Raw genomic sequence first — 21,380 nt, 5'->3', positions numbered from 1 at the left:
TACATGAGCGATATACTCGCTGAAAACCTCTCGGGGAAGTCGGTCATGGGTTCCGACGGCGTCGAACTGGGACTGCTCTACAACATCACGATGGACCTCAAATCGGGCAAACTACACGATCTCGTAATCGATCCTGACGAGGAACTCCCGACCCGGTCGGTCGACTTCGACGTCGACGAAGCCGGCCGGTTCCTCGTGCCCGTCAACCGTGTTCAGGCCGTCAAAGATTACATCGTCGTCCAGCGCTAACGGAATGTACGTTCTTGACTCCTCGGCGTTTATTCACGACTTTCACACGACAGAACAGACTGCAACGATCCCACTCGTCCGCGAGGAACTCGAGGACGAGAGCGCCTATCGCTACGACGCGATGGAAGGCTCGGGGATGCACATTCATATTCCAAACGGGGACACTACTGAGAAGGTCGAACGCGCGGCCAAAGAGTCGGGTGATCTCGACGTCCTTTCGGACACCGACGTTCGACTCATCGCGGCGAGTTTCGAACTCGATGCAACGCTCGTCACCGACGACTACGCGATGCAAAACGTCGCTGAAAAACTCAACGTCGCCGTCGACGTGATCGCTCGAGAGGGAATCGAGGAACAGCGCCACTGGCGATATCAGTGTCAGGGCTGTGGCCGGGAGTTCGACGAGCAGAAGGATCGCTGTCCGATCTGTGGCTCGGGGCTTGCACGCAAGAACCCCTCGTAAGCGTCGGAGACGACTTCTAGAAGTACATCGGCAGAAAGATTGCCGCATTGTAACAGCCGTGGACGAGTGCCGGAACGAGTAAGTTCTCCGTCCGCTCGTAGATCGTCCCGAGGATCAACGAGAGCACGAACAGCAGCGACAGACTCGCGAGAATTCGGCCCGCCCCTGCAGTAGCGTACGCCGAAATGTGGACGAGCGTGAACACGGCGCTTGCGACGACGACCGCACCGGGCCGTGAGAACCTCTCGTAGAGCGATTTCTGGATGATGTTGCGGTAGAGCAGTTCCTCGAACGGCCCGACGAACAACACCATCGCAGGGATGATCACGAGCAACAGATCGGGGTTTTCGGCGGCCTGTTGGGTCGTGGTGTGTTCGGAGGCCTCGATGCCAGCAGCGGTCATCAGCGCCGAGATCCCCAAGTTCGCCCCAAGGATCAAGAGCAGTCCGCCGACTACCCACCCGACCGTCCGAAGCGTCGGGCGCTCGAGGTCGAGAAACGACAGGTCCCGCTCGCGGAACGCGAGATAGCCGGCCGCGACGGCACCGAGTCCGACGGCAAAGGCGAGATACTCAATCACCGTCCACTGGAACTCCGTCGGCTCGCCCGCGAGCAGTTGCACGGGAACCGAAAGGAGGATGGCCGCGATCGAAATGGCGAACAGGCCAATAAACGCAAGCACCAGCATTTCTCCCGTCAGTCCCAGTCTGCGCTTCAACCCGCTGCCCGAGACGCCCGCGTGGTCGGCGACCCCGATACCGACGCTTCCGGCTGCCACGAAAAAGGCACAAAACAGCAACGAGACCGACCACTCGAGACCCGGGACGACGATCGATCCGAGCACCCCCTGGGTGATCGCGTACCCCGACAGGAGCACGACGAGCAGACTCGAGCCGGCAGCGATCGGGCCGGCGACGCGTCGCTCGAGGATGCCGTGTCGGCGTGTGAGAAACGCACCGGTAGTCAAAAGTGCTCCGGCCGCCGCGATCCAGAGCGCCGGCTCCTCGACGCCGTGGCGAGCGGGAACCAACAGTGCAGCGACGGTTATGACCGAGAGGACAGTGCCGACGGTCGGGACGACGGCGGACGAAAGCGGGTCGCCATCACCGTCGACGGCCCGCGCAGTGTCGCTCATACGTTGCTGTTCGCGTGCGTGCTCATAGGCCCACCGCAACCGAGCGACCGAGTGTCCGTCGGCCGCCACGGATGCGTCTCTGCTCGTCACCGCTCGAGGCTCGATTACCGCTCGACGCGAAGCGACGTCTTCTCCGCGACAGCTTCGGCTTCCTCGAACTCGCCGCCACCGAGCAGGCCGCGGGTCGCCTTCTTGGCCCACTCGACGGCGGGCTGTTCGAACGTGTTGACGCCGTAGAGCTCGCCCGCGAGCACGCACGCGGCTTCCATGCCGTACAGCAGCCCGCCCAGTTCGTACTCGTCGACGCGCTCGAGTTCGAGCCGGACGTTCGGTCGGCCGGCCGCCGCGAGGCTGGCTTCCGTCGCCTCGAACTCGGCCTCGAGCAGTTCGCCGAGCGTCGCGTCGCCGAGGTAGGCGAGGTTCTCGACGTCGGTGTCCGGAATCGGTCGATCCACGCTCTCCTGGGGCGTGACGAACGTGACGAGTTTGTCGCGCGGGCCCGCCCGGTAGAGCTGGAGTTGGGAGTGTTGGTCGGTCACGCCGAGGGCGCGCACCGGCGTCTGGCCGAGGTCGTCCTTGCCTAAGCTCTCGGCCCAGAGCTGCGCGAACCACTCGGCTGCGGTCTCGAGCGATTCCGCATAGGGCATCATCGCGTTGATGCCGGCCCCGCGCTGGTCGAGTGCGTACGTCGTCGCGCCGTAGGCGTAGGCCGGACACTCGAACAGCGACCCTGACAGCGTCTCGGCTTCGGCGGCCGCGCCCTCGAGGAGAGCCTCGAGGTCGTGGCCACAGACTTCCGCGGCGACCATGCCGACCGCCGACAGCGCCGAGAACCGGCCGGGAACGCCGTCGGGGACCTTCAGCGAGGGCAGGTCGTGGCGATCCGAGAGATCACGCAGCGGGCCGGCGTCGCCGGTCGTGACGATTGTTCGCTCGGTCCAGTCGACGCCCGCTGACTCGAAGGCGTCACGGACGACGAGGAAGTTCGCCAGCGTCTCCGCCGTCGTCCCCGAGCGCGAGACCACGTTAATCGCCGTGTTCTCGAGGTCGAGTCGATCGAGGTGGCTCGAGACCCACTCGGGATCGACGTTGTCGAGGTAGACGGCTTCGGTGTCGCTCTCGTCGGCGAGTGCGTTCGTGATCGTCGCCGCGCCGAGTGCGCTGCCGCCGATGCCGACCGTAATGAGGGCGTCGGCGTCGGCGACCGGCTCGACGGCAGCCCGGATCTCGTCGGGATCGGTTCGCTGGGGCAGATTCAGTGCCTCGTAGCCGTGTTCTCCGTTCGCCATCCCGCGCTCGATGCGCTCGTGGGCGTCCGCGACCTGTGTGTCCAGTCGCTCGAGAGATGCTCGAGAGACGCCCGGGGCGGCGACCGATGCCAGCGCGTTACCGATATCGACATTCATATGAGAGACGGCGACCGCCGACGCTAAAGGCGTTCCGTCACGCACTCGGTCAGCGTCGTGGTCGACCCGAAAAAGCGGTTAGTTGGCCGAGTCGTCGCTATCGACGTCGACTTCGACGATGTCGACATCCGACTCGTCGTCTGCGTCTGCGGACTCGCGTGCACGCTCTTCGAGGACGAACCCGGCAAGTCCGGCGGCGATCATACCGATCCCAATTGCGCGGGTGCTGCGGACGTACCACGGTTTCGGCTCGAGTTCCGAGACGTTCTCGAAACTGCGCTTCCAGCAGTTCAGTGACAGGGACAGGCTCCGCTTGGGTGCAAGTGCCGTAAGGAGGCCGTACAGTGCACTCGAGGCGTAACAGAGTTTCAGGAGTTTCGAACAGACCATACAGGCAGTATTCATACTGGACTCATAAAGGGTGTTTTCGGTCCTCACCCGGCGGGAACCGTCATGGAGACGGCCCGACCGAAAGCCGAAACCCGGAAACCGACGAGCGGCCTACGGCCTCCTATGAGCGAAACAACGGGGACGTTCGTCGTCACCCATGCCGAATCCGACTCGGCCGTCGTCCGTGACGTCGAGACCGCACAGGTACACACGCTTGCGTCGAACCCCGGCCTCGAGGTCCACGACGTTCTCGAGGCGACCGTCGCGCCGGACCCGCCACTGGAGGTCACGTGGCAACTTGTCGACATCGAGGACAGACGCGCGATCGAGCTGGTCGACAGCGACCTCGAGCCGACCCAGCACGCAAAGGAGCTGGCAGCAGACGCCGAGGTCGGCGATCTGATTCAGGAAGAGCGAGCCGGGACCGGCGAGATTCACATCTTTTGTGTGCCATCCGACGACGTCGATGCGGCCGCCGCGGACGTCCTTGAGGACGACGAAACGATCGCTCGAGCGGCCCGCCTCGAGGCCGTCCGCGTCGAGGTTCGTCGGGCAGCCGATGAGGGTGTCTTGAGCGTTCGGTATCTGCCGGACTGAGACGGACTGCTGTCGTCACTGACCGCCGATCACCGACCCCGTCGCTGGTGATTGGCGGTAACTCGGTACAGCAGACCGTATGAGACGTCGGGCTCGACCCGATCGTCGTTTCGATCCGATTCGAACGACATCTCACCGATTTCGTGCTCGACAGGCTTCAGACCGTCAGGTATTCCGATATAATTCGTTTTAGAAGATACTGTAGAAATTGAGAAGGCTTACACGGGCTGACAGCCAGTGGTCCGATATATGGGGTATTTCGACGTACCGGAGATCAATTATACCCGGTACAGTAACCGCCAACTCGCGGCGGTGCCGCTTGCCGTTCTTGCGGTTGCATTGCTCGTCCTCACTGGCTCGTTTCTCGTGACGGGGACGCCAGTCCAGTTGGGGATGGACTTCGCCGGCGGGTCGGAGCTGACCGTCCAGACCACCTCCTCTGAGGCGGAGATTGCAAACGCCTTCGACGAGGAGCCGGAGTCGATTCAGGCGGTTGCCGCGCCCGACACGCAGAATCAGTATGTTATCCAGTTCACCTCGACCGATAGCTCGGCGCTGCGCGAACAGGCCGAACAGAACTTGGCACAGGACGGCGATGCCGATATCGTCCAACTCGAGTCGACGGTCTCGGAAAGCTTCGGTAGCGAGACCCAACAGACCGCACTGTTGGGAATCGCCGCCGCGTTCCTCGGCATGAGCGTGCTCGCGTTCCTGTTCTTTCGGACGTTCGTCCCGTCGATCGCGATCGTCATCTCGGCGTTTTCGGATCTCGTGATTCCGCTCGCGTTCATGGCAATCGCCGGGATCTCGCTCTCGCTTGGAACCGTCGCCGCCTTGTTGATGTTGATCGGCTACTCGGTCGACTCGGACATCCTGTTAAACAACCACATCCTGCGTCGCAGCGGTGACTTCTATGAAAGCACCAATCGGGCGATGGAGACCGGTGTCACGATGACGGTGACGTCGATGTCGGCGATGCTCGTGATGGGTGTCACTGCGTGGCTGTTCGGCGTCGAGTTGCTGGCATCGATCGGGATTATCCTCTTTGTCGGCCTCGCGGCCGACCTGATGAACACCTACATGCTCAACCTGAGTTTACTCCGCTGGTACAAGTTCCACGGGGTGCGATCGTAATGGGACCGATCAGTTTCATCAAGGAGCACTGGCGGCTCCTCTTGCTGGTGGCCTTCGTCACCGGCGCGATGGTTGCCCTGTTCGTCCCCGGTGGTATCATGGCCGACGACAGCTACGTCGAGAGTCAGGACGACAACCCAACGAATCTCGAGTACGGACTCGGTCTCGATGGCGGGACGCGGATTAGCGCTCCCGTGGTCGGGATGACCGCCGAGAACATCGATGCAGGCGCGGTCAACGAGGAAGACGGATCCGTCGATCGACAACGGCTCACCGAGATCGAGCAAACACTGTACGACAACGACGAGTTCGACCTCGAGACGGGCAACGCACGCGTCAGCGTCGACGACGACGGGAACGTCCACGCGGAGATATTCACCGACGAGGTGACCAGAGCGCAGTTCGCCGCGGCACTCGCGGAAGCGGGCGTCGAGGTCGACCCCGAAGAAGATATCCGCGACGGGGTGACCGCACAGACGCGGGCGCAAATCGTCGAGACGATCACGTCGAAGATCAACGCGGCCGGCCTCTCCGGCGGGACCGCCTACGAGTCGGCCAGATTCGGCGGCGAGTACTACATCGTCACCGAAGTGCCGGACATGGATCCCGATGAGCTTCGTGCGTTGCTCTCCGAGCGCGGGATCGTCGAAGTGGTCGCCTACTATCCGGGCGAGAACGGCACGCAGACCAACGAGACGGTGTTGACGGGAGCCGACATCGCAACGGTCGATCCACCGCGGCCATCCGAGCGTGGATCGGGCTATGAGGTGCCAGTGCAGGTCGACAGCAACGCTGCAGCCGACTACCAGGATCGAATGAACGACATCGGCTTTACTGGTGAGGGCGTCGGACAGTGTTCGCTTCGTGGTGACGGCGAGACGATCAGCTTCGATCACGCAGACGAGCAGTACTGTCTGCTCACCGTCGTCGACGGCGAGGTCGTCGACGCCCACAGTATGGGTCCGACGTTGGCCAGCAGTATGGCCGACGGAACGTGGGCGAACGACCCGAGTTTCTTTATGGGCGCACAGACCCAACAGCAGGGGGCAGCGCTCTCGGTGAACCTGCAGGCTGGGGCGCTCCCTGCACCGCTCGACCTCGAGCAAGAGCAGACGCTCTCGCTGTCGCCGGCACTCGCCGACCAGTTCAAGCTCTACTCGCTGCTCATCGGTGCGCTGTCGGTGGTAACCGTCAGCGGTGTGGTCTTCCTGCGATACAGCGACGTCCGGGTCGCGACACCGATGATCGTCACCGCGATGGCGGAGGTGGTGATCCTGCTCGGCTTTGCCGCGCTGATACGCATGCCGCTGGATCTCTCCCACGTCGCCGGGTTCATCGCGGTCGTCGGGACGGGGGTGGACGACCTCATCATCATCGCCGATGAGGTGATGGACGACGGCGACGTCAGCTCACAGCGGGTGTTCGAGTCCCGCTTCCGCAAGGCGTTCTGGGTTATCGGTGCTGCTGCGGCGACGACGATCATCGCGATGTCGCCGCTGGCCGTGTTGAGCCTCGGCGATCTGCGCGGGTTCGCCATCATCACCATCCTCGGCGTGCTGGTCGGTGTGCTCATCACCCGACCGGCCTACGGGGACATCCTCCAGCGGCTGTTGACCGACAAGTAACGCGGTTCAGCCGCGGTGATCATCGTTTTGCTCGTTATTGTCGTGGTGGAGCCCGTCTCGACAGCGCGGGCACCACTCGACACTGCCATCGCTACCGTATACACGCGCGAAGTCGAGAGAGACGGGACTGTCGCAGTTCGTACAGACAGGCATGATAACCGGCGGAAAAACCGGTCCAACGGGCAAGATCGGTCTGTCTGCCACTGCAACCCGATTAATGTGGCCGGTGTGCCACTCAGGTCGGAACGACGTTCGTCATGCCGATGCTCTCTGCGACGAGCCAGAGGACGAACAGGCTGTACAGTACGAGCAACAGCCACGCTTCCTGCCGTGAGAGCAACATCTCCGTTCGGACGACGGTAAAGAAGACGATCGTCGCGAGGATCAGAAACCCCATCATCGGGACGATGTGTTCGAACGTGATCGCCAGCGTGCCGGCAACCAATACCCCGACCGGTACGGCAACGAGCAGGTCGAAGACGTTGCTTCCCAACACGTTCGCGAGACTGACCGACGGGCGGTCCGACCGGGCCGCGGCGATACTGACGAACGCATCCGGGACGCTCGAGCCGGCAGCGACGACGATCATTCCCCAGAGGAACGCTGGCGTGCCGAACGCCTCACCGAGCCCGATCGCGGACCGAACGAGGCCTTCGACACCGACGATGATAACTACGAGTCCGAGGCCGAACCAGAGCCACGCAGAGACGAGATCGACTGTATCGTCAGCGCTTCCTTCGTGTTCGGTCGTATCGAGATACTGGGTAAAAACGTACAGCCCGTACAGCAACAGCGGAAACAGCGCGAGCGGGCGGGTGACGGCTCCTTGCAGGCCAGCCCCCGCGAGCGGGTTGTAGATCACCGCCAGCGAGAACGTCAACAGTAAGGCGGCGACCGCGAGCATATAAAATAGCGCCTCTTTATATACCAGATCGCGACCCGTCGACATTTGCCCGCCGCCCGCAAGCACTGCTGCGGCCGGAATGACGAGCAGGTTGAACACAGCGGAGCCGACGATTGCCCCGACGCCGAGTTCGAACTCGCCGTGCAGCAACGTTGCAAGGAGCACACTGACCAGTTCCGGCATACTCGAGCCCGCCGCGGCGATAATCGCTCCCTGGACGACCGCTGGAACGCCGTAGCCCGCAGCAAGTCGGTTGGCCGAATCCTCGAGCCACGTGCTTCCCTTCCAGACGACCGCCGTCGCGACCACGGCGAGTCCGAGCAGTCCGATCACGTCGATCATGTATCAGTCGTGTGTCGAGTGTGCGTATAAAACAGTCGCAGGCGACGAGACCGTACTCGAATCAGAACTGTCCGAGTCCCGTCTGCTGGGCGTCGGCGAGCACGGTCTCGCAAGTCGACCACGACTCCCGGGCAAACGATGGGAGTCCACCGTGGCGCTCGACGTAGGACTCGAGGAATGCCCGGGTATTCGGATCGCTGGGGTAGCCGCTCCCGACTGCGCCGTATTCGTCGGCGATGGCGGCCATGTGGGCGTCGCGTTCGACTTTGGCGACGATGCTGGCTGCGCCGACGAGTTTCGAGTCGTCGTCGGCCCCGTGGCGGGCGTCGATCTCGAGGTCGATCGCCGCCTCGAACGTGGACGTGGTCGCACAGGCGTCGGCCACGCGACGAGCGAACCGGTCGGCGTCGGTGTCACAGGCGTCGCAGAGTCCCGAAATCGAATCGACCTCGAGTGCGTCGGACTCGAGGGCCGCGAGCGCGTCAGCAATCGCCTCGGCATGGGCTGTGACGGCAAGCGAGTTCATATCCGTCGTCGGATCGTCGATCTGTGCGGTCGTGATCTCGGCGATCCCGACGGCAATTCGATCGTCCGCACGGAGCCGTGTCGCCAGTTCCTCGCGCCGTGTCGGGGCAAGTTGTTTGGAGTCCGCAATGCCCTCAGGGAGCACTGCTCGATCCTCGAGATAGACGGCTGCGGCGAACATCGATCCGAGCGCTGGCCCCTTCCCCGCCTCGTCGACGCCAAATGGCATACGACATGGCTCAGCGGCGGCGATAAAAGTCGTTGTGACTCGCTGGCCGTCTCATACGGAATGCTGTACCGATGTACCGGCGCGGCCGCAGGATGAATCGCAGTCGCGCCGGAACTGACGGACAGCGGTCCGTCTCAGTCAGCGGCTTCCGCGGTGTCGTCCGAATCGTCGGCTCGCGGTTCGTCCCGGAAGTACGCCTCGAGTTCGAACGGTTCGTCCTCGCCTTCGACGCCGATCACGTCTAGGGCCGTCACCTCGGCGTCAGTCTCGAGCAGGCCGGCCAGACTCGGCACCGTTCGGCCCTCGTCGCTGCTGATGAGTTCCTTGATATAGAGGCCGCCCTCGCCGTGGACGCTGACCTCGGCCTGCGTCGGCTCGAGGAGGTCGCCATCGATGTCGTAGACGGTTCGTTCGCGCGTGAGCGAAGCGCGGCGGTGGTCGACGCGCTGTGGCGTGTCCTGCTCGACCGTCGTCCCCGTGAGTTCCTCGAGTGCCGCCTCGAAGTCGGCCTCGTCGATTGGGTCGGCGAACTCGACGTCGGCGCGGTACTGTTTGCTCGCGTCGTGTTCTTTGACGCGCTCGACCATCTCGTATGTCGCCAAGCGCAGACCCTTGACCTCGACCGATCCGTCGGCGGCCGCGTTAATCTCGCGTTCGAGTTCGGCGGGGTCCGGATCGCGCGTGTTTGGCCGCTTGACCTCGAGGACGAACGGTCGGCCCGCCTCGAGCATTCGGGCGTCGACGTCCTCGCGGCCAGCGCCGTGGAAGGTTCCCTCCTCGCCCTGCATAGCGTCGACGACGTGGGGGCGGACGACCTGCTCGACGCTCGTGTCGTACATGTAGCCCGAGCCGCCACAGTAATCACAGGGCTCCTCGCCGTCGTCGCCCAACTGAATGCCGCTGCCGCCACACTCCCGGCAGGGCCACTCCGTCTGGGGAATGTCGCGCTCGAGTTTGCGATACCGGCCGTAGACAAACGCGGGATTGACCTGCACGTCGACGGCGTGGCTCGTGACCGACTCCGCCTCGAGGGCCTCGAGCGGGTCGAAGGCCTCGAGGTCGACGATCGCGAGCACGTCGGGGCGGTCGAAATCGACATCAGTCCCCGTCTTCGCACCGACGCGGCGGCCGACCTCGCGGTTGCACTCCTGTTTGAGCAACTCGCCGACATCCGGCTCGAGGTCGGCGTCCTCTCGGAGGAGCCGTTCATTTTCCTCGACCAGCGGCGGGACGCGGGTCCCGACCTGATAGGTGGCGAAATCGACGTCTTCAAGCGCGTCGACGATCGTTTCGGCGATCGCGTCAAACGTGCCACAGTACCCCTCGCAGACCCAGCACTCCTCGGGATCGACGGGCTCGAAGTCGTCGTCGTCGGCCATCGCGACCGTCGTCCGTAGCGCCCGACCGCGTTCGGCGTTGGTCAGTCCGAAACTCCGCTCGGCGAAGGGGCGGCCGAGACAGGAGTCACAGACCGCACCCGTCTCGAGTAGCGTGCGGGCGTCTTCTGTGATCATATGACGGGAATCGGGCGGCCGCGGGTAACACGTTTTCCCTTCGGACGGGCCAGCGATCGCTGGCCGCCCAGCGGTCTGACCGTGAGGAACGCGTCGCGAGATCGGCAGCAGGGGATCCCGGATGTTCAAATGGTGTGGGTCCTATCCACAGGACATGAACGACTCCCAGCTGGATCGGCGCGGGTTTCTTACGCTGGCCGGTAGCGGCCTCGTCGGTGCCCTCGCTGGCTGTTCGGAGCCCCAGGTCGACAACTCGATGGAGGGGCGCTCCTCCCATTCGATCGACCGGGACAACGTCGCCGACGGATCGGTGTATACGGACATCTACCAGTCCGTTATCGACTCGGTCACGCAGGTCCAGGTTGTGGGCATCAGTGACCCAGTCACCGGCGAGGAAGGGCGTGGACAGGGATCCGGCTTTCTCATCGACGACTCTCATCTCGTGACGAACGAACACGTCGTCGCCGGCGGCGACGCAATCGATCTCCAGTATATCACCGGCGACTGGACGGGGACTCGATTGCTCGGGACCGATTTCTATAGCGATCTGGCCGTCCTTGAGGTCGATCACGTTCCCGCCGCATCGACTCCGCTGTCGTTAACGGACAAGTGGCCCGTCGTCGGCCAGGAGGTCCTCGCCATCGGCAACCCCTACGGTCTCGAGGGGACGATGACCCAGGGTATCGTCAGCGGCGTCAATCGAACGCTCGATCTACCGGATCGGGAGTTTTCGGTTTCGAACGCGATCCAGACCGATGCCGCAGTCAATCCCGGCAACAGCGGCGGGCCACTCGTCGATATCGACGGCAACGTCATCGGTGTCATCAACTCCGGCGGTGGGAACAACATCGGCTTTGCGATTCCGGCAGCGATAACGGCACGGGTCGTCCCCGCACTCATCGAGACAGGAACGTACGACCATCCGTACATCGGGATCGGGATCCTCAGCGTCAATCGCCACATCGCCGAGGCGAATCAGCTCTCGGAAGCGACCGGCGTTCTCGTCACGGCGGTCGCCGACGGCGAAGCCGCGGACGGCGTTCTCGAGGCAGCGACGCCGCCCCGGACTGGAACGTCGGTCCCCGTCGGTGGCGACGTCATTTTGGCAATCGATGGCGTGCCGATCCCCGACCGGCACGCCCTCTCGACGTATCTCGAACTCGAAACCAGTCCGGGCGATACGATCGAGATCGATATCTGGCGAAACGGCAGTGAAATGACCGTCTCGTTGACACTCGGTGCGCGGCCCACGCGCAAGTAATACCGTCGGTACGAAGTCGATCGCGAATTCACGGCCGGCTCCAGGGGCGACGGCCGTAGTCTCACCGTACACGTCAGCATCGATTTCGATCCTAAAATCGTGACTGATCGCGCAGTCTCCGAGCAAATCGGTGGCTCTCGCCGTTGTGTAACCGGTTATTGTGTCGATAACAATAGGAGCGGTGCTGGTAGCACTTTCCAGAGCGATCACCCATCGCCTGAGAACGATGACTATGGACACAGATAGCTACCCCCTCGCCGACGACCCGACGCCCGAGCTCGATCACGCAACTATCGAGAACGAGAACGCCCCCGACGAGTGTGCGATCTTTCCGCGCGAGGCAACCGAGGAGGAACTGATGACCCAGTGGATCACCGCCCACGATGGGGCGTTCGTCTCGCTCGAGACGATGCAGTAGTGATTACAGATGCACCTGGAGAACTCCGTCACCGCCGCTGGCTTCTGGCTCGGTATCCTCCTGCCCATCGCCTACCTCCCCGTCTTTTTTACCGGTATCGATTCGACTGAAACGCTCTCGATCTTTCTCGGGCTCGTTGTCGTCCATGCAGCAGCCCTCGTTATCGGCCACGACTACACCGGCTCACGCTCACGGTAATCAACACCTGCAGCCAGCGACGTCGTGGTCGAAGCTGAGACGGTCGAAACAGTTGTTTTTGGGTACGACTCGAGTCGCTACCACAGTTGTGCGTGTGGCGTCTCGCAGTGGTCACAAATCACCGCCCGGTTGTCCTTGTAGGTCCCCCGCTTGAGTTCGCCCGCAGTACAGTACGGACACGAGCGTCCCTCGAGAAGCATAAGTACTTGCTGGCCGTTGTCGCCCGTCCGAGACGACTGTAATTTCGCCATGCAAGCACTCCATACTGGATAGCGGGGAAAACGGTTGGCCATGCCTATGCAATGTCGAATCGGTCCATCCGGCCGCGCTGGCGTCGGTTTTCATGATATGGTAGCCCTACACACGGACTGCGAAACGGCTCGCGAAACCGTGGCGGCTATCCCGTCGGTCGTCCACCCTCCGGTATGCGCCAGTTCGTACTCATCGCCCACGACGTGCCGACGACGCCCGACTTCTCGCTCGACGATCTCGCCGGTGGGGCCGGCCGTCTCGATGCGCTCTGTCGGTCGATCACCGCCTCCTTCGTCACCTCGCATGGCATCCGGGAGGACGTCCGCACCCACCTCGTCATTCAGGACGAACTCACGATCACGTTCGACGGCAGCGAACTGCGGCGGCTCAACCCCGACGAACGAAGCACCGCTGCACTGGTTCGCAAGGCGCTCGAGCATCGCGAGGACGCTATCGGCGCGCTCCCTGCCGAGCCGAGCCCCGGCATCGAGCTCTATCGACGCGGCTTCGAGGCCACCCTCGAGGCGATCGCCGCCGACGGAACCGTCGTCCAACTCCACGAGGACGGCGACGCCGTGGTCGACGCCGGCGGGCTCGAAAATCCCGTGTTCGTCCTCTCGGACCACCACGATTTCACGCCGGCGGAAGAACGCGTGCTCGAGGAGGCCGTCGACCAGCGGATTCGACTCGGGCCGGAGTTGTTACACGCCGATCAGGCGATCACGGTGGCCCATCACTATCTGGATACGGACGGCTACGAGCGGTTTTGAGCGGGCACAAATCGCCAGCAAGCGCCCCAATTGAGCGGTTCCGGAAGCGTTAAACAATCGGGCGCTCACAGTACACTTGCGGGCCGGTGGGGTAGCTTGGTATCCTTCGGCCTTCGGGTGGCCGTAACCGCGATTCGAATTCGCGCCGGCCCACTTTTCCCCACTTTCAATTGCCGCAGCGACGGCCTTTGGGTGGCCGTAACCGCGTTCTCGTGAGCGAAGCAAACGAGAGCAAGCGAGACGAGCACAGCGAGTCTCGCGTGATTCGAATTCGCGCATATAAACAGAGGTCGAGCATTTTTCGAAACGATATTAATGAAGAAGGAAACTGGCGTAATGCTTGATATTCAATTATTTCGATGAGCCGTTTTCGCTTCTGTCTTGAGTCGGAATAAAATCTTTGCGACATTTGTAGCCGATTTGGATTTTTCTTCTAAGTCATCTTGTGAGGGATCTTCTTCGATTGCATGGGCAGACGCATCACCACGGTATTTCAGATCACTGATTGCCCGGAAGAATCGCTGATCGAGGTTAGGTCCATATTTTTCAAGTTCCGTCCGTCGAGACTTCATATTCTTAATTAAATGTGAAAGTCGATGTGACCTATTATTTTCAGTATCGTAGAATATGTCTACGTCCTTCATTGTGAAGACAGAACGTAAAATATCGATTATTAAACTTTCAATTAGCTTTCAATTGAGAACTAAGACTGCTTGATCTGCTTTCACTTTATAACAGAGATTGATCTCGTATACGAAATTTGGGTAAAAATGACCGTCAATCTCTGAGTCATCAATATCAAGGAAGTTACCTTCACGCTGTTTTTCCGCCTCTACTGTCGCAGTCCAAGGAAATGATTTGCCACAACTGTAACAGAAACTTGGAATGTGATTCTCCTCAGGATAAGGTGGTCCATGATACTCTATTTGTAAGTTAGAATTACACTCTGGACAAGATGTCAAAACTTCGGCCCCACAGTCAGGACAAAAGTCATATGAAACATTATAATTTTGTCTTGGATATTGTTTTTGCATAAAACTATCTTTGTTGATTTGTTCTGTTACCGTAACCTCATCTGAATCAATAAGATGACCACTGGCACAGATTGCAAGATAGTAGTCCGTCATGATTGTGTGACACTAAGTTTATTCGTTAAAACCGTTTCCCAACACAGTACATGGTCTCTTCCCATTTTCGTAGTCAAAAACCAACCGTACGCTGCTGAACGGTCCCCGAAATCTACACACGAGATCAGGAACATCGTGTGCACCTCTCGAGCCACCACCCACTCGAGCCACAGCTACTCCCCGAGAAACCGACAGCCAACTGTGTTCTAGGCCGGTCAGTGAGTCGAGCACACGAGCCAGTAGGATGTCCGAGCGGACGACGCAGTCCCAGCCAACGACACCAGCACTGCTGAAAACCGCTCGAGCCAGTCGCTCACTAGCCACTGACACCACACCGAAAAACCGTGCACAGTACCTGCAACGACGTCGTCGACGGCGCTCGAGTCCCTAACTATAGATCCCCATCGCGTCGATCTGCTCCTGGTATCGGTTTCGGATGGTGACCTCGGTCACCTGCGCGACGTCGGCGACCTCGCGCTGGGTCTTTTTCTCGTTACAGAGCAGCGCGCTCGCGTAGATTGCGGCCGCGGCGTAGCCGGTTGGCGACTTGCCCGAGAGCATCCCCTGTTCGGCGGTGGTGTCGATGATCTCGTTGGCCTTCGCCTGGACCTCCTCGGAGAGGTCGAGTTCCGAACAGAATCGCGGCACGTACTTCTTCGGATCGACGGGCTCCATCTCGAGGCTGAGTTCCTGGGAGATATACCGATACGTGCGGCCGATCTCCATGCGTTCGACGCGCGAGACGGCCGCGACTTCGTCCAGTGAGCGCGGGATGCCCTCCATTCGACAGGCGGCGTACAGCGTACTCGTGGCGACGCCCTCGATCGAGCGGCCGCGGATGAGGTCCTCGCTGAGCGCGCGCCGGTAGAGGACGCTGGCGACCTCTCGCACCGAGCGCGGGACGCCGAGTGCGGAGGCCATCCGGTCGGTCTCGGAGAGGGCGAACTGGAGGTTTCGCTCGCCGGCGTCTTTGGTTCGGATGCGCTCTTGCCATTTGCGCAGTCGGTTCATCTGGTTTCGCTTGTCCGAAGACAGCGACCGACCGTAGGCGTCTTTGTTCTTCCAGTCGATCGTGGTCGTCAACCCCTTGTCGTGCATCGTCTGGGTCGTCGGCGCGCCGACGCGGGATTTGCTGTCGCGTTCGGAGTGATTGAACGCCCGCCACTCCGGCCCGCGGTCGATGGCCTCTTCCTCGAGGATCAACCCGCAGTCTTCGCAACTGACCTCGCTCTCGTCCGAGCTTCGGATGAGTGAGGTCGAGTCACACTCCGGACAGGTGCGAACGCCCTCTTGCTCAGTTGTTTCGTGCTCTTTCTGATCGTCACGCGCTTTCTGGCGGGTCGGGCGTTTCATCGGTTATGTAGAGTGAATCGCCGGAGAGGGTTAAACACTGTGAGCGATCCCAGCCGACCGGATCCCCCTCGACTCGAGACATGAAACTGTCCTAGAGGAGTTGAGACTACTTCTAATGCCTTCATAACGTGTGAAATATCGTCGGTCGACCTGTGGATCGCCACGAACAGGCCGTGGCGACTGACTGTCACAGTAGACTGAATGTCTGCCAGCTCTGACCACGCAAGTGTCGGCTCTGGGCGTATCGGTTTGGAAACGCAGAGTGACGATATGAGACGAGCGCGACAGACGCGACGCCGAGTCCTCCAGGCGACGGGTGTCACAGTGTCGACTGCCCTTCTCGCCGGGTGCGGCGGTCCGGGTGAGGAAGATCCACCAGCGGACTCCGAAGCCGAAGACGACGAACCTGCCGCCGAAGAGGGGACCGGAAACGGACAGGAACGGGACGACGACGAGGGAATCGGAGATTCCGACTCGTCGGACGAGGAGGCGAGTCTCGCGTAAGACGGCCACGACGCGCCGGTGGGACTTGAGCGAAGCCGCATACAGGCGTGCCGGAAGCGTTTCTCGAGGCCGCAGACAGGCTCTGAGCGGAGGCGTTGGACACGACCTACTGATAGTACCTCTGTTCCCGCCCGCGCGGACGGCGGTCCACGTGCCGTGTCACCACCGGCGGACACGAACACCGGTGACGACGGAACCTGAACGTGACCACCGCGCAGACGGCTGTATTACGGTCACGCGGAAACTATTGTATAAAAGGACGTTCTCCCGGAAAGTACTTATCACCGTCTTGCCCATCAGTAGCAAGGTAGAGCCCCATCCGTGTCGGGAAACCGACTGGAACGGGCTTCATTCACTGCATATGATAGCACGATACGTTGGCCAGCGGCAGCACTGTGACGACCGTCCGCGGTGGTCATGGGGGGATGGATCTGTTCAGAACCAGCAACGCACACAGCAAACAACGTTCGGTTGCCAGCGGTGGTCCATCGGTGAGACGGGAACCGACACTGACGACCGCTACCGTGACCGATCACAGCCGACGGCGACGAGTTCGAGAGACGAGACCGCCGGGGACTCGAGGATTCAATGAGCGACGAGGGACCGATCTCCCGCAGACGCATCCTTCGGACACTGGGTGCTGGGGGTGCCGTGGCGATGGCTGGCTGCATCGGCAATGGCAACGGGGGCAACGGTGGCTCCTGTGACGACCTCACGATCGACCTCTGTACCGGCACGACGAACGGGACGCCCGATGCGTTCGGGACGACTGACCCCGACTGGCGCGTCGCCAGTTCACCCGACGGGACGACGGGACAGGCAGTGAGCATCGAACCGGTTTCCCAGTGGGTCACGCTGCCCACTGCAAACTGGATCGATCCATACGGCACCGGTGGCTGGCCCGCGCCCTCAGACCCCCTCGGTGACTACGTCTACGAGATCGACTTCGAAATCGCCGACAGTTGGACCGACGAGCAGTGCGAGCTCCGGATCAACCAGTGGTCCGTCGATGACGACGCGACGATCGAACTCGAGGGGCCGTCCGGAACCACCACGCTTGCCCAGGATTCCGGGCACACGACGCTGAAAGGGCCGGTCAGCCAGCCGGTTGGGCCCGGGCAGTACACGCTCCGGGCCACGGTGTACAACAATATGACCATCACCGGACTGTTGATCGACGCGGCGGTGGTCTGTGACTGTGACGATGAACCGGGCGACGAGGTGTGTGATCTCTCGATCACCAAAGAACACGCCGGCGACGGCGAGCCGGTCGAACCCGGCGAGACGACGGCGTTCGAACTCACCGTCTGTAACGACGGCGACGGCACGTGCCGACCGGGTCCCGTCACGGTCGTCGACGACCTGCCGGCCGGGATGACGTACGTCTCGAGCAGCGGCACCGACTGGACCTGCACCGAAAGCGGCGGTGTCGTCACCTGTGAACATCCCCACTCGAACGGCCTCGGCCCCGGGGACTGTCTCCCGACGCTCACCCTCGAAGTCGAGGTCGACGAGGGAGACGCGGTCGGCGATGCAATCGTCAACTGCGCCACCGTCGAACAGGGCGACACGAGCGCGAGCAACAAGCGTGACTGTGCCAACGTGCCAATCCACACCGATGCGGGTGGCCACGGCGAATGTGACCTGTCGATCACCAAAACCCATGACGGGACACACGTCTCGCCGGGCGACACGACCGAGTTCGAACTCACCGTCTGCAACGACAGTGACCAGCTCTGTCGTGGACCGGTTTCGGTGATCGATTCGCTCCCGAGTGGCGTCAGCTTCGTCTCCGGAAGCGGAACCGGCTGGACCGTCACCGAAAGTGGCGGGGTCGTCACCTGCGAGCACGGGAACAGCACTGGCCTGTCACCCGGAGCGTGTCTCCCGCCGATCACGCTCGAGGTCGAGATCGGATCGCTGGACGAAACCGGCGACCGGATCCGCAACTGTGCGAGCCTCGAGTACGACGATGCCGACCCCGACACCAACCGCGACTGCGTCGACGTGCCCGTTCGGCCTCCCGACGGCGGCTGTGATGGACTCGAGATCACGAAACGCGCCGCTAGCGAGTTTACCTACGGCCAGCAGGCGACGTACGAGATCGATGTCTGCAACACGGGTAAACACCACTGTGACGGGCGGATTCGCGTGACTGACGACCTTCCGGACGGACTCTCGTTCGTCTCCGAATCGGGAAGCGGTTGGACGGCGTCGGTGTCCGGTGGGATCGTTACCGCAGTCCATCCGAACAGTGCCGGACTCGGACCGGGCGACTGTCTCCCGACACTGACGCTAACCGTCGACATCGCGCCGGCAGATCGGTTCCCCGGCGGCTCCGATGGCGTCCAGAACTGTGCACGGCTGTTCGTCGGTGACTCCGTCGTCGATGACGGCTGTGTCACCCACGTGATTACCAACGAATAGGCACGACTGGCGGGTTCGTGCTGACGCGGTAGGCCGAACTCGACAGTCACGCCATGGGTGACGAACACGACCGCTCCTCGGGAGTGAGTCAGTGCTTCTCGAGTCGAAAGCCTCGTACCGAGTGCTTGTCGACGGCGACTGAACTGATGTGTCGTCCCCGTCTCACTTCGCCTCGTCGTCGGCGGAGACATCGAACGGCCCCGCTTCGGGCTCTTTCTGTGGCAACATCGGCCCGATCGACGCCGTTCGATGGGTGACGGCGGCGGTACGGAGGATGTACGACGCGAGCAACGCAAGCGGCGAGATGACGATCGCAATGAGCCCACTGACGACGTACGGCAGGTAGCTGCCACTGATGGTCGCGCCACTGAACCCGCCAAAGAGCAAGCCAAGCGTCATCGCTGCCAGAATCGCCGGGATGCCACAGTAGATGGTCAACTGCGAGAAGCGTGTGAGTTCCCGCTGTAAGTACGTTGTTTTGAAATGCTCTCGAGCGATGAGAAACAGCTCCAGCGTCTCGATCAACGCCTCGAGCGTCGTCGCCGTCTCCGACGACGGCGAGTCATCGTACCGTCCACGGAGCTGTCTGGCGACGTAGAGCTGCCAGGTGGCGTCGTAGGCGATCGCCGTCGACACCGCCGTGAACGTTCCGAACTTCGTGTGCTCGAGCGTGTCGTGGGTTCGCTCAGTGCTCTCTTCGATGCTGTTGACGAACCGCTGAATCAGCTCACCGCGGTCGTCGTCGTGTGCTGTGGTGGCGTCACCGAGGGCACTGGCGTGTGCGGCGATCGTCTCGATGAGGAGTTCGAGCAGTTTCGTCGGCGACGCCGGACTCGCCGGCACGTTCGCCTGCGCTGCGATGTCGGCTCGAATATCCATGATCCCCTCGAGTTGGTCGCGAGCGTCGTTGGCGGAAGCGAACTCCTGTGAGAGAATGAGCTGGTTGATCGAGACGACGAGCGTGACAAGCGAGAAGGTCCCGGCGATCATTCCACCAGCGAGCCGGGTGACCGAAGCCTCGTTGGCAACCGAGATCACACCGCCCTCGTTCAAACCAAACAAGAGCACGAAGACGAGAAGTGAGATGCTCGCCGCGATGAGCAACCGATCTCCCTCGACGAGCACCCACTCCCGAAACTGGGCCAGTGAATCGGTTCGGCTCCCGATATCGGTACCGTGGGACTCGAGCGTGTCGTCGGTCTGAGAAGACCCCATATGCCAACGTCGGTAGAATCTGCAATAAGGGCCTGCGCTGCATATGGCGACACCCACTCGATCACTGACCCCGTCTCTGGTGATCGGCGATACATCGGTACAGCAGACCGTATCAAGCGGAGAACTGACGGTTCAGGGCCGACACTCAAATGGGTTCGTGGTGACAGTTCATCTATGACTGGTCATGGAAACAGCCATTTGGTCCCCGACACACGCCACTGGCGAGGTCGAAAGCAATGACACGGTCGACACTGTCTCGTCGACGCGTCCTGGTTGCGGTTGGGGCTGGAGCCACCGCTGGACTGGCTGGCTGCAACGGCGGTGGCGTGGGTAGCGAGCCCCAGTACGAGACAGGCACTGTCGACGAGACTGACGGCGGGAGCCGCTCGGCCGCGGAAATGAGCGCCGCGGAATCGCTCGCCCAACAGGAATCACACAACGGTGTCACACCCCTCGAGGCAGTGACGATTACCGACCACGAGTTCGTCCTCGAGGACGGATACCGCGGCTCGACGGTGCAGGGAACGGTCGAGAACACCGGCGACGATCGGATCGCGCTCGTCGAAGTTCGTGTTCGCGTCTTCGACGACACCGGAGCACAACTCGGTCTGTATCTCGATAGCGCCGGCGATCTGGCCGGGGCCGCGACCTGGTCGTTTCAGGTCATCATCCTCCAGCCGCCGTCGGCGATCGCCGACTACGAGATTGCTGTTCTCGGGACACCGACATGAGGGGGCGCTCCACTGTTCAAACGACCGGTCTGTGTCGCTCCGGTCGTCGACTGTGATACCGACCCGCTGGTCAGCTGAGGTCGTCTTCGAGAAGATCGTCGTTGACGCCTTCGTAGACGTCATCAAGCGCGAGAGCGAGCGTGTAGGCCGGCCGCCCCTTTCCGGTTGGTGATGTCTGGTTCGTCTTGATTTCCTCGACGAACCCGGCGTCCTCGAGGCTGTACAGCGATCGCATGACGTCCGCTTCCGTGATCGTGCCGACGACTTCCGTATCGACGCCCTCGAGTTGGGACTGGCAGATGTGTCGGAGGTCGTGTGTCTGGACTGGTGTCTCCTCATCGCGGTGTTGTGCAGCGACAGCCAGCAAGATGACCTGCTCTGTCAGAGAGATATCATCAAACTGTGATTCAGTGGCCATAGCTGTACTTACACGTCAACCCTAGTAGTCGTTGCTTTTCTATTCATTGTGGATAATGGGAAATAATGCACGAGACGGGGACGCCCGACGCGACTGTCCTGGGAGATGCCAGCCAGTGATACATCGACCGGCCGGATAATCGATGCTCTCCGATAGTGAATCGCCTCGAGGACACGTCGTTCGAGAATCGCTG

General features: G+C 61.7%; 25 protein-coding genes and 1 tRNA gene. 13 read left to right on the top strand and 13 right to left on the bottom strand.

Translation table 11 applies throughout. From position 1 onward, the window contains the following. The first annotated feature begins 3 nt into the window (after positions 1-3). Together BW940_RS05065 and BW940_RS05060 are read left to right on the top strand one after the other, a co-directional pair. Positions 4-249: a PRC-barrel domain-containing protein gene (locus BW940_RS05065; RefSeq protein WP_076608088.1), complete on the top strand. Its 246-nt coding sequence runs from the start codon at positions 4-6 to the stop codon at positions 247-249. Between the two features lie 4 nt (positions 250-253). Continuing rightward, entirely contained in the window at positions 254-712 is a 459-nt protein-coding gene (locus tag BW940_RS05060) for an NOB1 family endonuclease (protein ID WP_076608087.1), read from the top strand. 16 nt (positions 713-728) lie between these two features. Here the strand turns inward: BW940_RS05060 and BW940_RS05055 are convergent, their stop codons facing one another. The 3 genes from BW940_RS05055 to BW940_RS05045 form a co-directional block, all read right to left on the bottom strand. Next, positions 729-1,847 (bottom strand): CPBP family intramembrane glutamic endopeptidase, encoded by a 1,119-nt coding sequence (locus BW940_RS05055; RefSeq protein WP_076608139.1) that lies wholly within the window; start codon positions 1,845-1,847, stop codon positions 729-731. A 104-nt stretch (positions 1,848-1,951) separates the two neighbouring features. Further along, positions 1,952-3,253 (bottom strand): hypothetical protein, encoded by a 1,302-nt coding sequence (locus BW940_RS05050; RefSeq protein WP_076608086.1) that lies wholly within the window; start codon positions 3,251-3,253, stop codon positions 1,952-1,954. Positions 3,254-3,331: 78 nt separating this feature from the next. Then, positions 3,332-3,643: a hypothetical protein gene (locus BW940_RS05045; RefSeq protein ID WP_076608138.1), complete on the bottom strand. Its 312-nt coding sequence runs from the start codon at positions 3,641-3,643 to the stop codon at positions 3,332-3,334. Positions 3,644-3,766: 123 nt separating this feature from the next. On the opposite strand from BW940_RS05045, the gene BW940_RS05040 reads away from it, so the two are divergent. The 3 genes from BW940_RS05040 to BW940_RS05030 all read left to right on the top strand — a co-directional run bounded on the left by BW940_RS05040 (position 3,767) and on the right by BW940_RS05030 (position 6,999). Further along, entirely contained in the window at positions 3,767-4,240 is a 474-nt protein-coding gene (locus BW940_RS05040; protein WP_076608085.1) for a DUF5812 family protein, read from the top strand. A 249-nt stretch (positions 4,241-4,489) separates the two neighbouring features. Then, positions 4,490-5,374, top strand: a complete 885-nt coding sequence (gene secF / locus BW940_RS05035; protein ID WP_076608084.1) for a protein translocase subunit SecF — start codon at positions 4,490-4,492, stop codon at positions 5,372-5,374. After that, the gene (locus BW940_RS05030; RefSeq protein WP_076608083.1) at positions 5,374-6,999 is read left to right on the top strand and encodes a preprotein translocase subunit SecD; all 1,626 of its coding nucleotides are present in this window, start codon (positions 5,374-5,376) and stop codon (positions 6,997-6,999) included. The genes secF and BW940_RS05030 overlap by 1 nt, the downstream gene beginning before the upstream one ends. A 6-nt stretch (positions 7,000-7,005) precedes the next feature. Here BW940_RS05030 and BW940_RS22650 read toward each other — a convergent pair whose 3' ends face one another. From BW940_RS22650 to BW940_RS05015, 4 genes are all read right to left on the bottom strand, one after another. Beyond that, a complete protein-coding gene (locus tag BW940_RS22650; RefSeq protein WP_449406673.1) occupies positions 7,006-7,152 on the bottom strand; it encodes a DUF7563 family protein in 147 nt (48 codons plus the stop codon). Between the two features lie 82 nt (positions 7,153-7,234). Next, positions 7,235-8,245: a sodium:calcium antiporter gene (locus BW940_RS05025; protein ID WP_076608082.1), complete on the bottom strand. Its 1,011-nt coding sequence runs from the start codon at positions 8,243-8,245 to the stop codon at positions 7,235-7,237. 61 nt (positions 8,246-8,306) lie between these two features. After that, on the bottom strand, positions 8,307-8,999 hold the full coding sequence (gene rnhB / locus BW940_RS05020; RefSeq protein WP_076608081.1) for a ribonuclease HII: 693 nt from the start codon (positions 8,997-8,999) through the stop codon (positions 8,307-8,309). 134 nt (positions 9,000-9,133) lie between these two features. Beyond that, positions 9,134-10,513 carry a tRNA pseudouridine(54/55) synthase Pus10 gene (locus BW940_RS05015; RefSeq protein WP_076608080.1) on the bottom strand — a complete coding sequence of 460 codons (1,380 nt, stop codon included), beginning with the start codon at positions 10,511-10,513 and terminating at the stop codon, positions 9,134-9,136. Between the two features lie 154 nt (positions 10,514-10,667). Here BW940_RS05015 and BW940_RS05010 point away from each other — a divergent pair, with 154 nt between their 5' ends. From BW940_RS05010 to BW940_RS05000, 3 genes are all read left to right on the top strand, one after another. Next, on the top strand, positions 10,668-11,774 hold the full coding sequence (locus BW940_RS05010) for a S1C family serine protease (protein ID WP_076608137.1): 1,107 nt from the start codon (positions 10,668-10,670) through the stop codon (positions 11,772-11,774). Positions 11,775-12,000: 226 nt separating this feature from the next. Then, positions 12,001-12,192, top strand: coding sequence for a DUF7511 domain-containing protein (locus BW940_RS05005; RefSeq protein ID WP_076608079.1), 192 nt, complete (start codon positions 12,001-12,003; stop codon positions 12,190-12,192). A gap of 9 nt (positions 12,193-12,201) precedes the next feature. Continuing rightward, positions 12,202-12,390 carry a hypothetical protein gene (locus BW940_RS05000; RefSeq protein WP_076608078.1) on the top strand — a complete coding sequence of 63 codons (189 nt, stop codon included), beginning with the start codon at positions 12,202-12,204 and terminating at the stop codon, positions 12,388-12,390. A 77-nt stretch (positions 12,391-12,467) separates the two neighbouring features. On the opposite strand, the gene BW940_RS21695 is transcribed toward BW940_RS05000, so the two are convergent. Continuing rightward, complete coding sequence (locus tag BW940_RS21695; RefSeq protein ID WP_173834845.1) at positions 12,468-12,641, bottom strand: HVO_A0556 family zinc finger protein; 174 nt, start codon at positions 12,639-12,641, stop codon at positions 12,468-12,470. 174 nt (positions 12,642-12,815) lie between these two features. Here BW940_RS21695 and trmY point away from each other — a divergent pair, with 174 nt between their 5' ends. Together trmY and BW940_RS04990 are read left to right on the top strand one after the other, a co-directional pair. Beyond that, complete coding sequence (trmY, locus tag BW940_RS04995) at positions 12,816-13,412, top strand: tRNA (pseudouridine(54)-N(1))-methyltransferase TrmY (RefSeq protein ID WP_076608077.1); 597 nt, start codon at positions 12,816-12,818, stop codon at positions 13,410-13,412. An 80-nt stretch (positions 13,413-13,492) separates the two neighbouring features. Further along, positions 13,493-13,565: transfer RNA gene (locus BW940_RS04990), tRNA-Pro, on the top strand. Positions 13,566-13,759: 194 nt separating this feature from the next. On the opposite strand, the gene BW940_RS21025 is transcribed toward BW940_RS04990, so the two are convergent. From BW940_RS21025 to BW940_RS04980, 3 genes are all read right to left on the bottom strand, one after another. Beyond that, positions 13,760-14,056: a hypothetical protein gene (locus BW940_RS21025; protein WP_143823862.1), complete on the bottom strand. Its 297-nt coding sequence runs from the start codon at positions 14,054-14,056 to the stop codon at positions 13,760-13,762. Positions 14,057-14,104: 48 nt separating this feature from the next. Further along, positions 14,105-14,539 (bottom strand): DUF2321 domain-containing protein, encoded by a 435-nt coding sequence (locus BW940_RS04985; RefSeq protein ID WP_076608076.1) that lies wholly within the window; start codon positions 14,537-14,539, stop codon positions 14,105-14,107. Between the two features lie 387 nt (positions 14,540-14,926). After that, positions 14,927-15,892 (bottom strand): transcription initiation factor IIB, encoded by a 966-nt coding sequence (locus BW940_RS04980; RefSeq protein ID WP_076608075.1) that lies wholly within the window; start codon positions 15,890-15,892, stop codon positions 14,927-14,929. Positions 15,893-16,216: 324 nt separating this feature from the next. Between BW940_RS04980 and BW940_RS04975 the strand changes: the two genes are divergently transcribed. Together BW940_RS04975 and BW940_RS04970 are read left to right on the top strand one after the other, a co-directional pair. Next, the gene (locus tag BW940_RS04975) at positions 16,217-16,396 is read left to right on the top strand and encodes a hypothetical protein (RefSeq protein WP_235847772.1); all 180 of its coding nucleotides are present in this window, start codon (positions 16,217-16,219) and stop codon (positions 16,394-16,396) included. A 588-nt stretch (positions 16,397-16,984) separates the two neighbouring features. Further along, complete coding sequence (locus BW940_RS04970) at positions 16,985-18,823, top strand: DUF11 domain-containing protein (protein ID WP_076608073.1); 1,839 nt, start codon at positions 16,985-16,987, stop codon at positions 18,821-18,823. Between the two features lie 162 nt (positions 18,824-18,985). On the opposite strand, the gene BW940_RS04965 is transcribed toward BW940_RS04970, so the two are convergent. Beyond that, entirely contained in the window at positions 18,986-20,038 is a 1,053-nt protein-coding gene (locus tag BW940_RS04965) for a hypothetical protein (protein ID WP_076608072.1), read from the bottom strand. A gap of 236 nt (positions 20,039-20,274) precedes the next feature. Between BW940_RS04965 and BW940_RS04960 the strand changes: the two genes are divergently transcribed. After that, positions 20,275-20,769: an FxLYD domain-containing protein gene (locus tag BW940_RS04960; protein WP_076608071.1), complete on the top strand. Its 495-nt coding sequence runs from the start codon at positions 20,275-20,277 to the stop codon at positions 20,767-20,769. A gap of 70 nt (positions 20,770-20,839) precedes the next feature. Here the strand turns inward: BW940_RS04960 and BW940_RS04955 are convergent, their stop codons facing one another. Then, positions 20,840-21,187, bottom strand: a complete 348-nt coding sequence (locus BW940_RS04955; RefSeq protein ID WP_076608070.1) for a hypothetical protein — start codon at positions 21,185-21,187, stop codon at positions 20,840-20,842. Between the last annotated feature and the right edge of the window lie 193 nt (positions 21,188-21,380).

The sequence above is a fragment of the Natronorubrum thiooxidans genome (assembly GCF_900156475.1).
Taxonomy (GTDB): Archaea; Halobacteriota; Halobacteria; order Halobacteriales; family Natrialbaceae; genus Natronorubrum; species Natronorubrum thiooxidans.
The sequence above is the reverse complement of the archived record's forward strand: the minus strand, read 5'-3'. Positions and strand labels throughout refer to the sequence as shown.

Bases quoted from the DNA above. Each gene is read 5' to 3' on its own strand.
- BW940_RS05065 (WP_076608088.1), top strand. From the start codon at position 4: ATGAGCGATATACTCGCTGAAAACCTCTCGGGGAAGTCGGTCATGGGT.
- BW940_RS05060 (WP_076608087.1), top strand. From the start codon at position 254: ATGTACGTTCTTGACTCCTCGGCGTTTATTCACGACTTTCACACGACA.
- BW940_RS05055 (WP_076608139.1), bottom strand. From the start codon at position 1,847: ATGAGCGACACTGCGCGGGCCGTCGACGGTGATGGCGACCCGCTTTCG.
- BW940_RS05050 (WP_076608086.1), bottom strand. From the start codon at position 3,253: ATGAATGTCGATATCGGTAACGCGCTGGCATCGGTCGCCGCCCCGGGC.
- BW940_RS05045 (WP_076608138.1), bottom strand. From the start codon at position 3,643: ATGGTCTGTTCGAAACTCCTGAAACTCTGTTACGCCTCGAGTGCACTG.
- BW940_RS05040 (WP_076608085.1), top strand. From the start codon at position 3,767: ATGAGCGAAACAACGGGGACGTTCGTCGTCACCCATGCCGAATCCGAC.
- secF (WP_076608084.1), top strand. From the start codon at position 4,490: ATGGGGTATTTCGACGTACCGGAGATCAATTATACCCGGTACAGTAAC.
- BW940_RS05030 (WP_076608083.1), top strand. From the start codon at position 5,374: ATGGGACCGATCAGTTTCATCAAGGAGCACTGGCGGCTCCTCTTGCTG.
- BW940_RS22650 (WP_449406673.1), bottom strand. From the start codon at position 7,152: ATGCCTGTCTGTACGAACTGCGACAGTCCCGTCTCTCTCGACTTCGCG.
- BW940_RS05025 (WP_076608082.1), bottom strand. From the start codon at position 8,245: ATGATCGACGTGATCGGACTGCTCGGACTCGCCGTGGTCGCGACGGCG.
- rnhB (WP_076608081.1), bottom strand. From the start codon at position 8,999: ATGCCATTTGGCGTCGACGAGGCGGGGAAGGGGCCAGCGCTCGGATCG.
- BW940_RS05015 (WP_076608080.1), bottom strand. From the start codon at position 10,513: ATGATCACAGAAGACGCCCGCACGCTACTCGAGACGGGTGCGGTCTGT.
- BW940_RS05010 (WP_076608137.1), top strand. From the start codon at position 10,668: ATGAACGACTCCCAGCTGGATCGGCGCGGGTTTCTTACGCTGGCCGGT.
- BW940_RS05005 (WP_076608079.1), top strand. From the start codon at position 12,001: ATGACTATGGACACAGATAGCTACCCCCTCGCCGACGACCCGACGCCC.
- BW940_RS05000 (WP_076608078.1), top strand. From the start codon at position 12,202: ATGCACCTGGAGAACTCCGTCACCGCCGCTGGCTTCTGGCTCGGTATC.
- BW940_RS21695 (WP_173834845.1), bottom strand. From the start codon at position 12,641: ATGGCGAAATTACAGTCGTCTCGGACGGGCGACAACGGCCAGCAAGTA.
- trmY (WP_076608077.1), top strand. From the start codon at position 12,816: ATGCGCCAGTTCGTACTCATCGCCCACGACGTGCCGACGACGCCCGAC.
- BW940_RS21025 (WP_143823862.1), bottom strand. From the start codon at position 14,056: ATGAAGGACGTAGACATATTCTACGATACTGAAAATAATAGGTCACAT.
- BW940_RS04985 (WP_076608076.1), bottom strand. From the start codon at position 14,539: ATGACGGACTACTATCTTGCAATCTGTGCCAGTGGTCATCTTATTGAT.
- BW940_RS04980 (WP_076608075.1), bottom strand. From the start codon at position 15,892: ATGAAACGCCCGACCCGCCAGAAAGCGCGTGACGATCAGAAAGAGCAC.
- BW940_RS04970 (WP_076608073.1), top strand. From the start codon at position 16,985: ATGAGCGACGAGGGACCGATCTCCCGCAGACGCATCCTTCGGACACTG.
- BW940_RS04965 (WP_076608072.1), bottom strand. From the start codon at position 20,038: ATGGGGTCTTCTCAGACCGACGACACGCTCGAGTCCCACGGTACCGAT.
- BW940_RS04960 (WP_076608071.1), top strand. From the start codon at position 20,275: ATGACACGGTCGACACTGTCTCGTCGACGCGTCCTGGTTGCGGTTGGG.
- BW940_RS04955 (WP_076608070.1), bottom strand. From the start codon at position 21,187: ATGGCCACTGAATCACAGTTTGATGATATCTCTCTGACAGAGCAGGTC.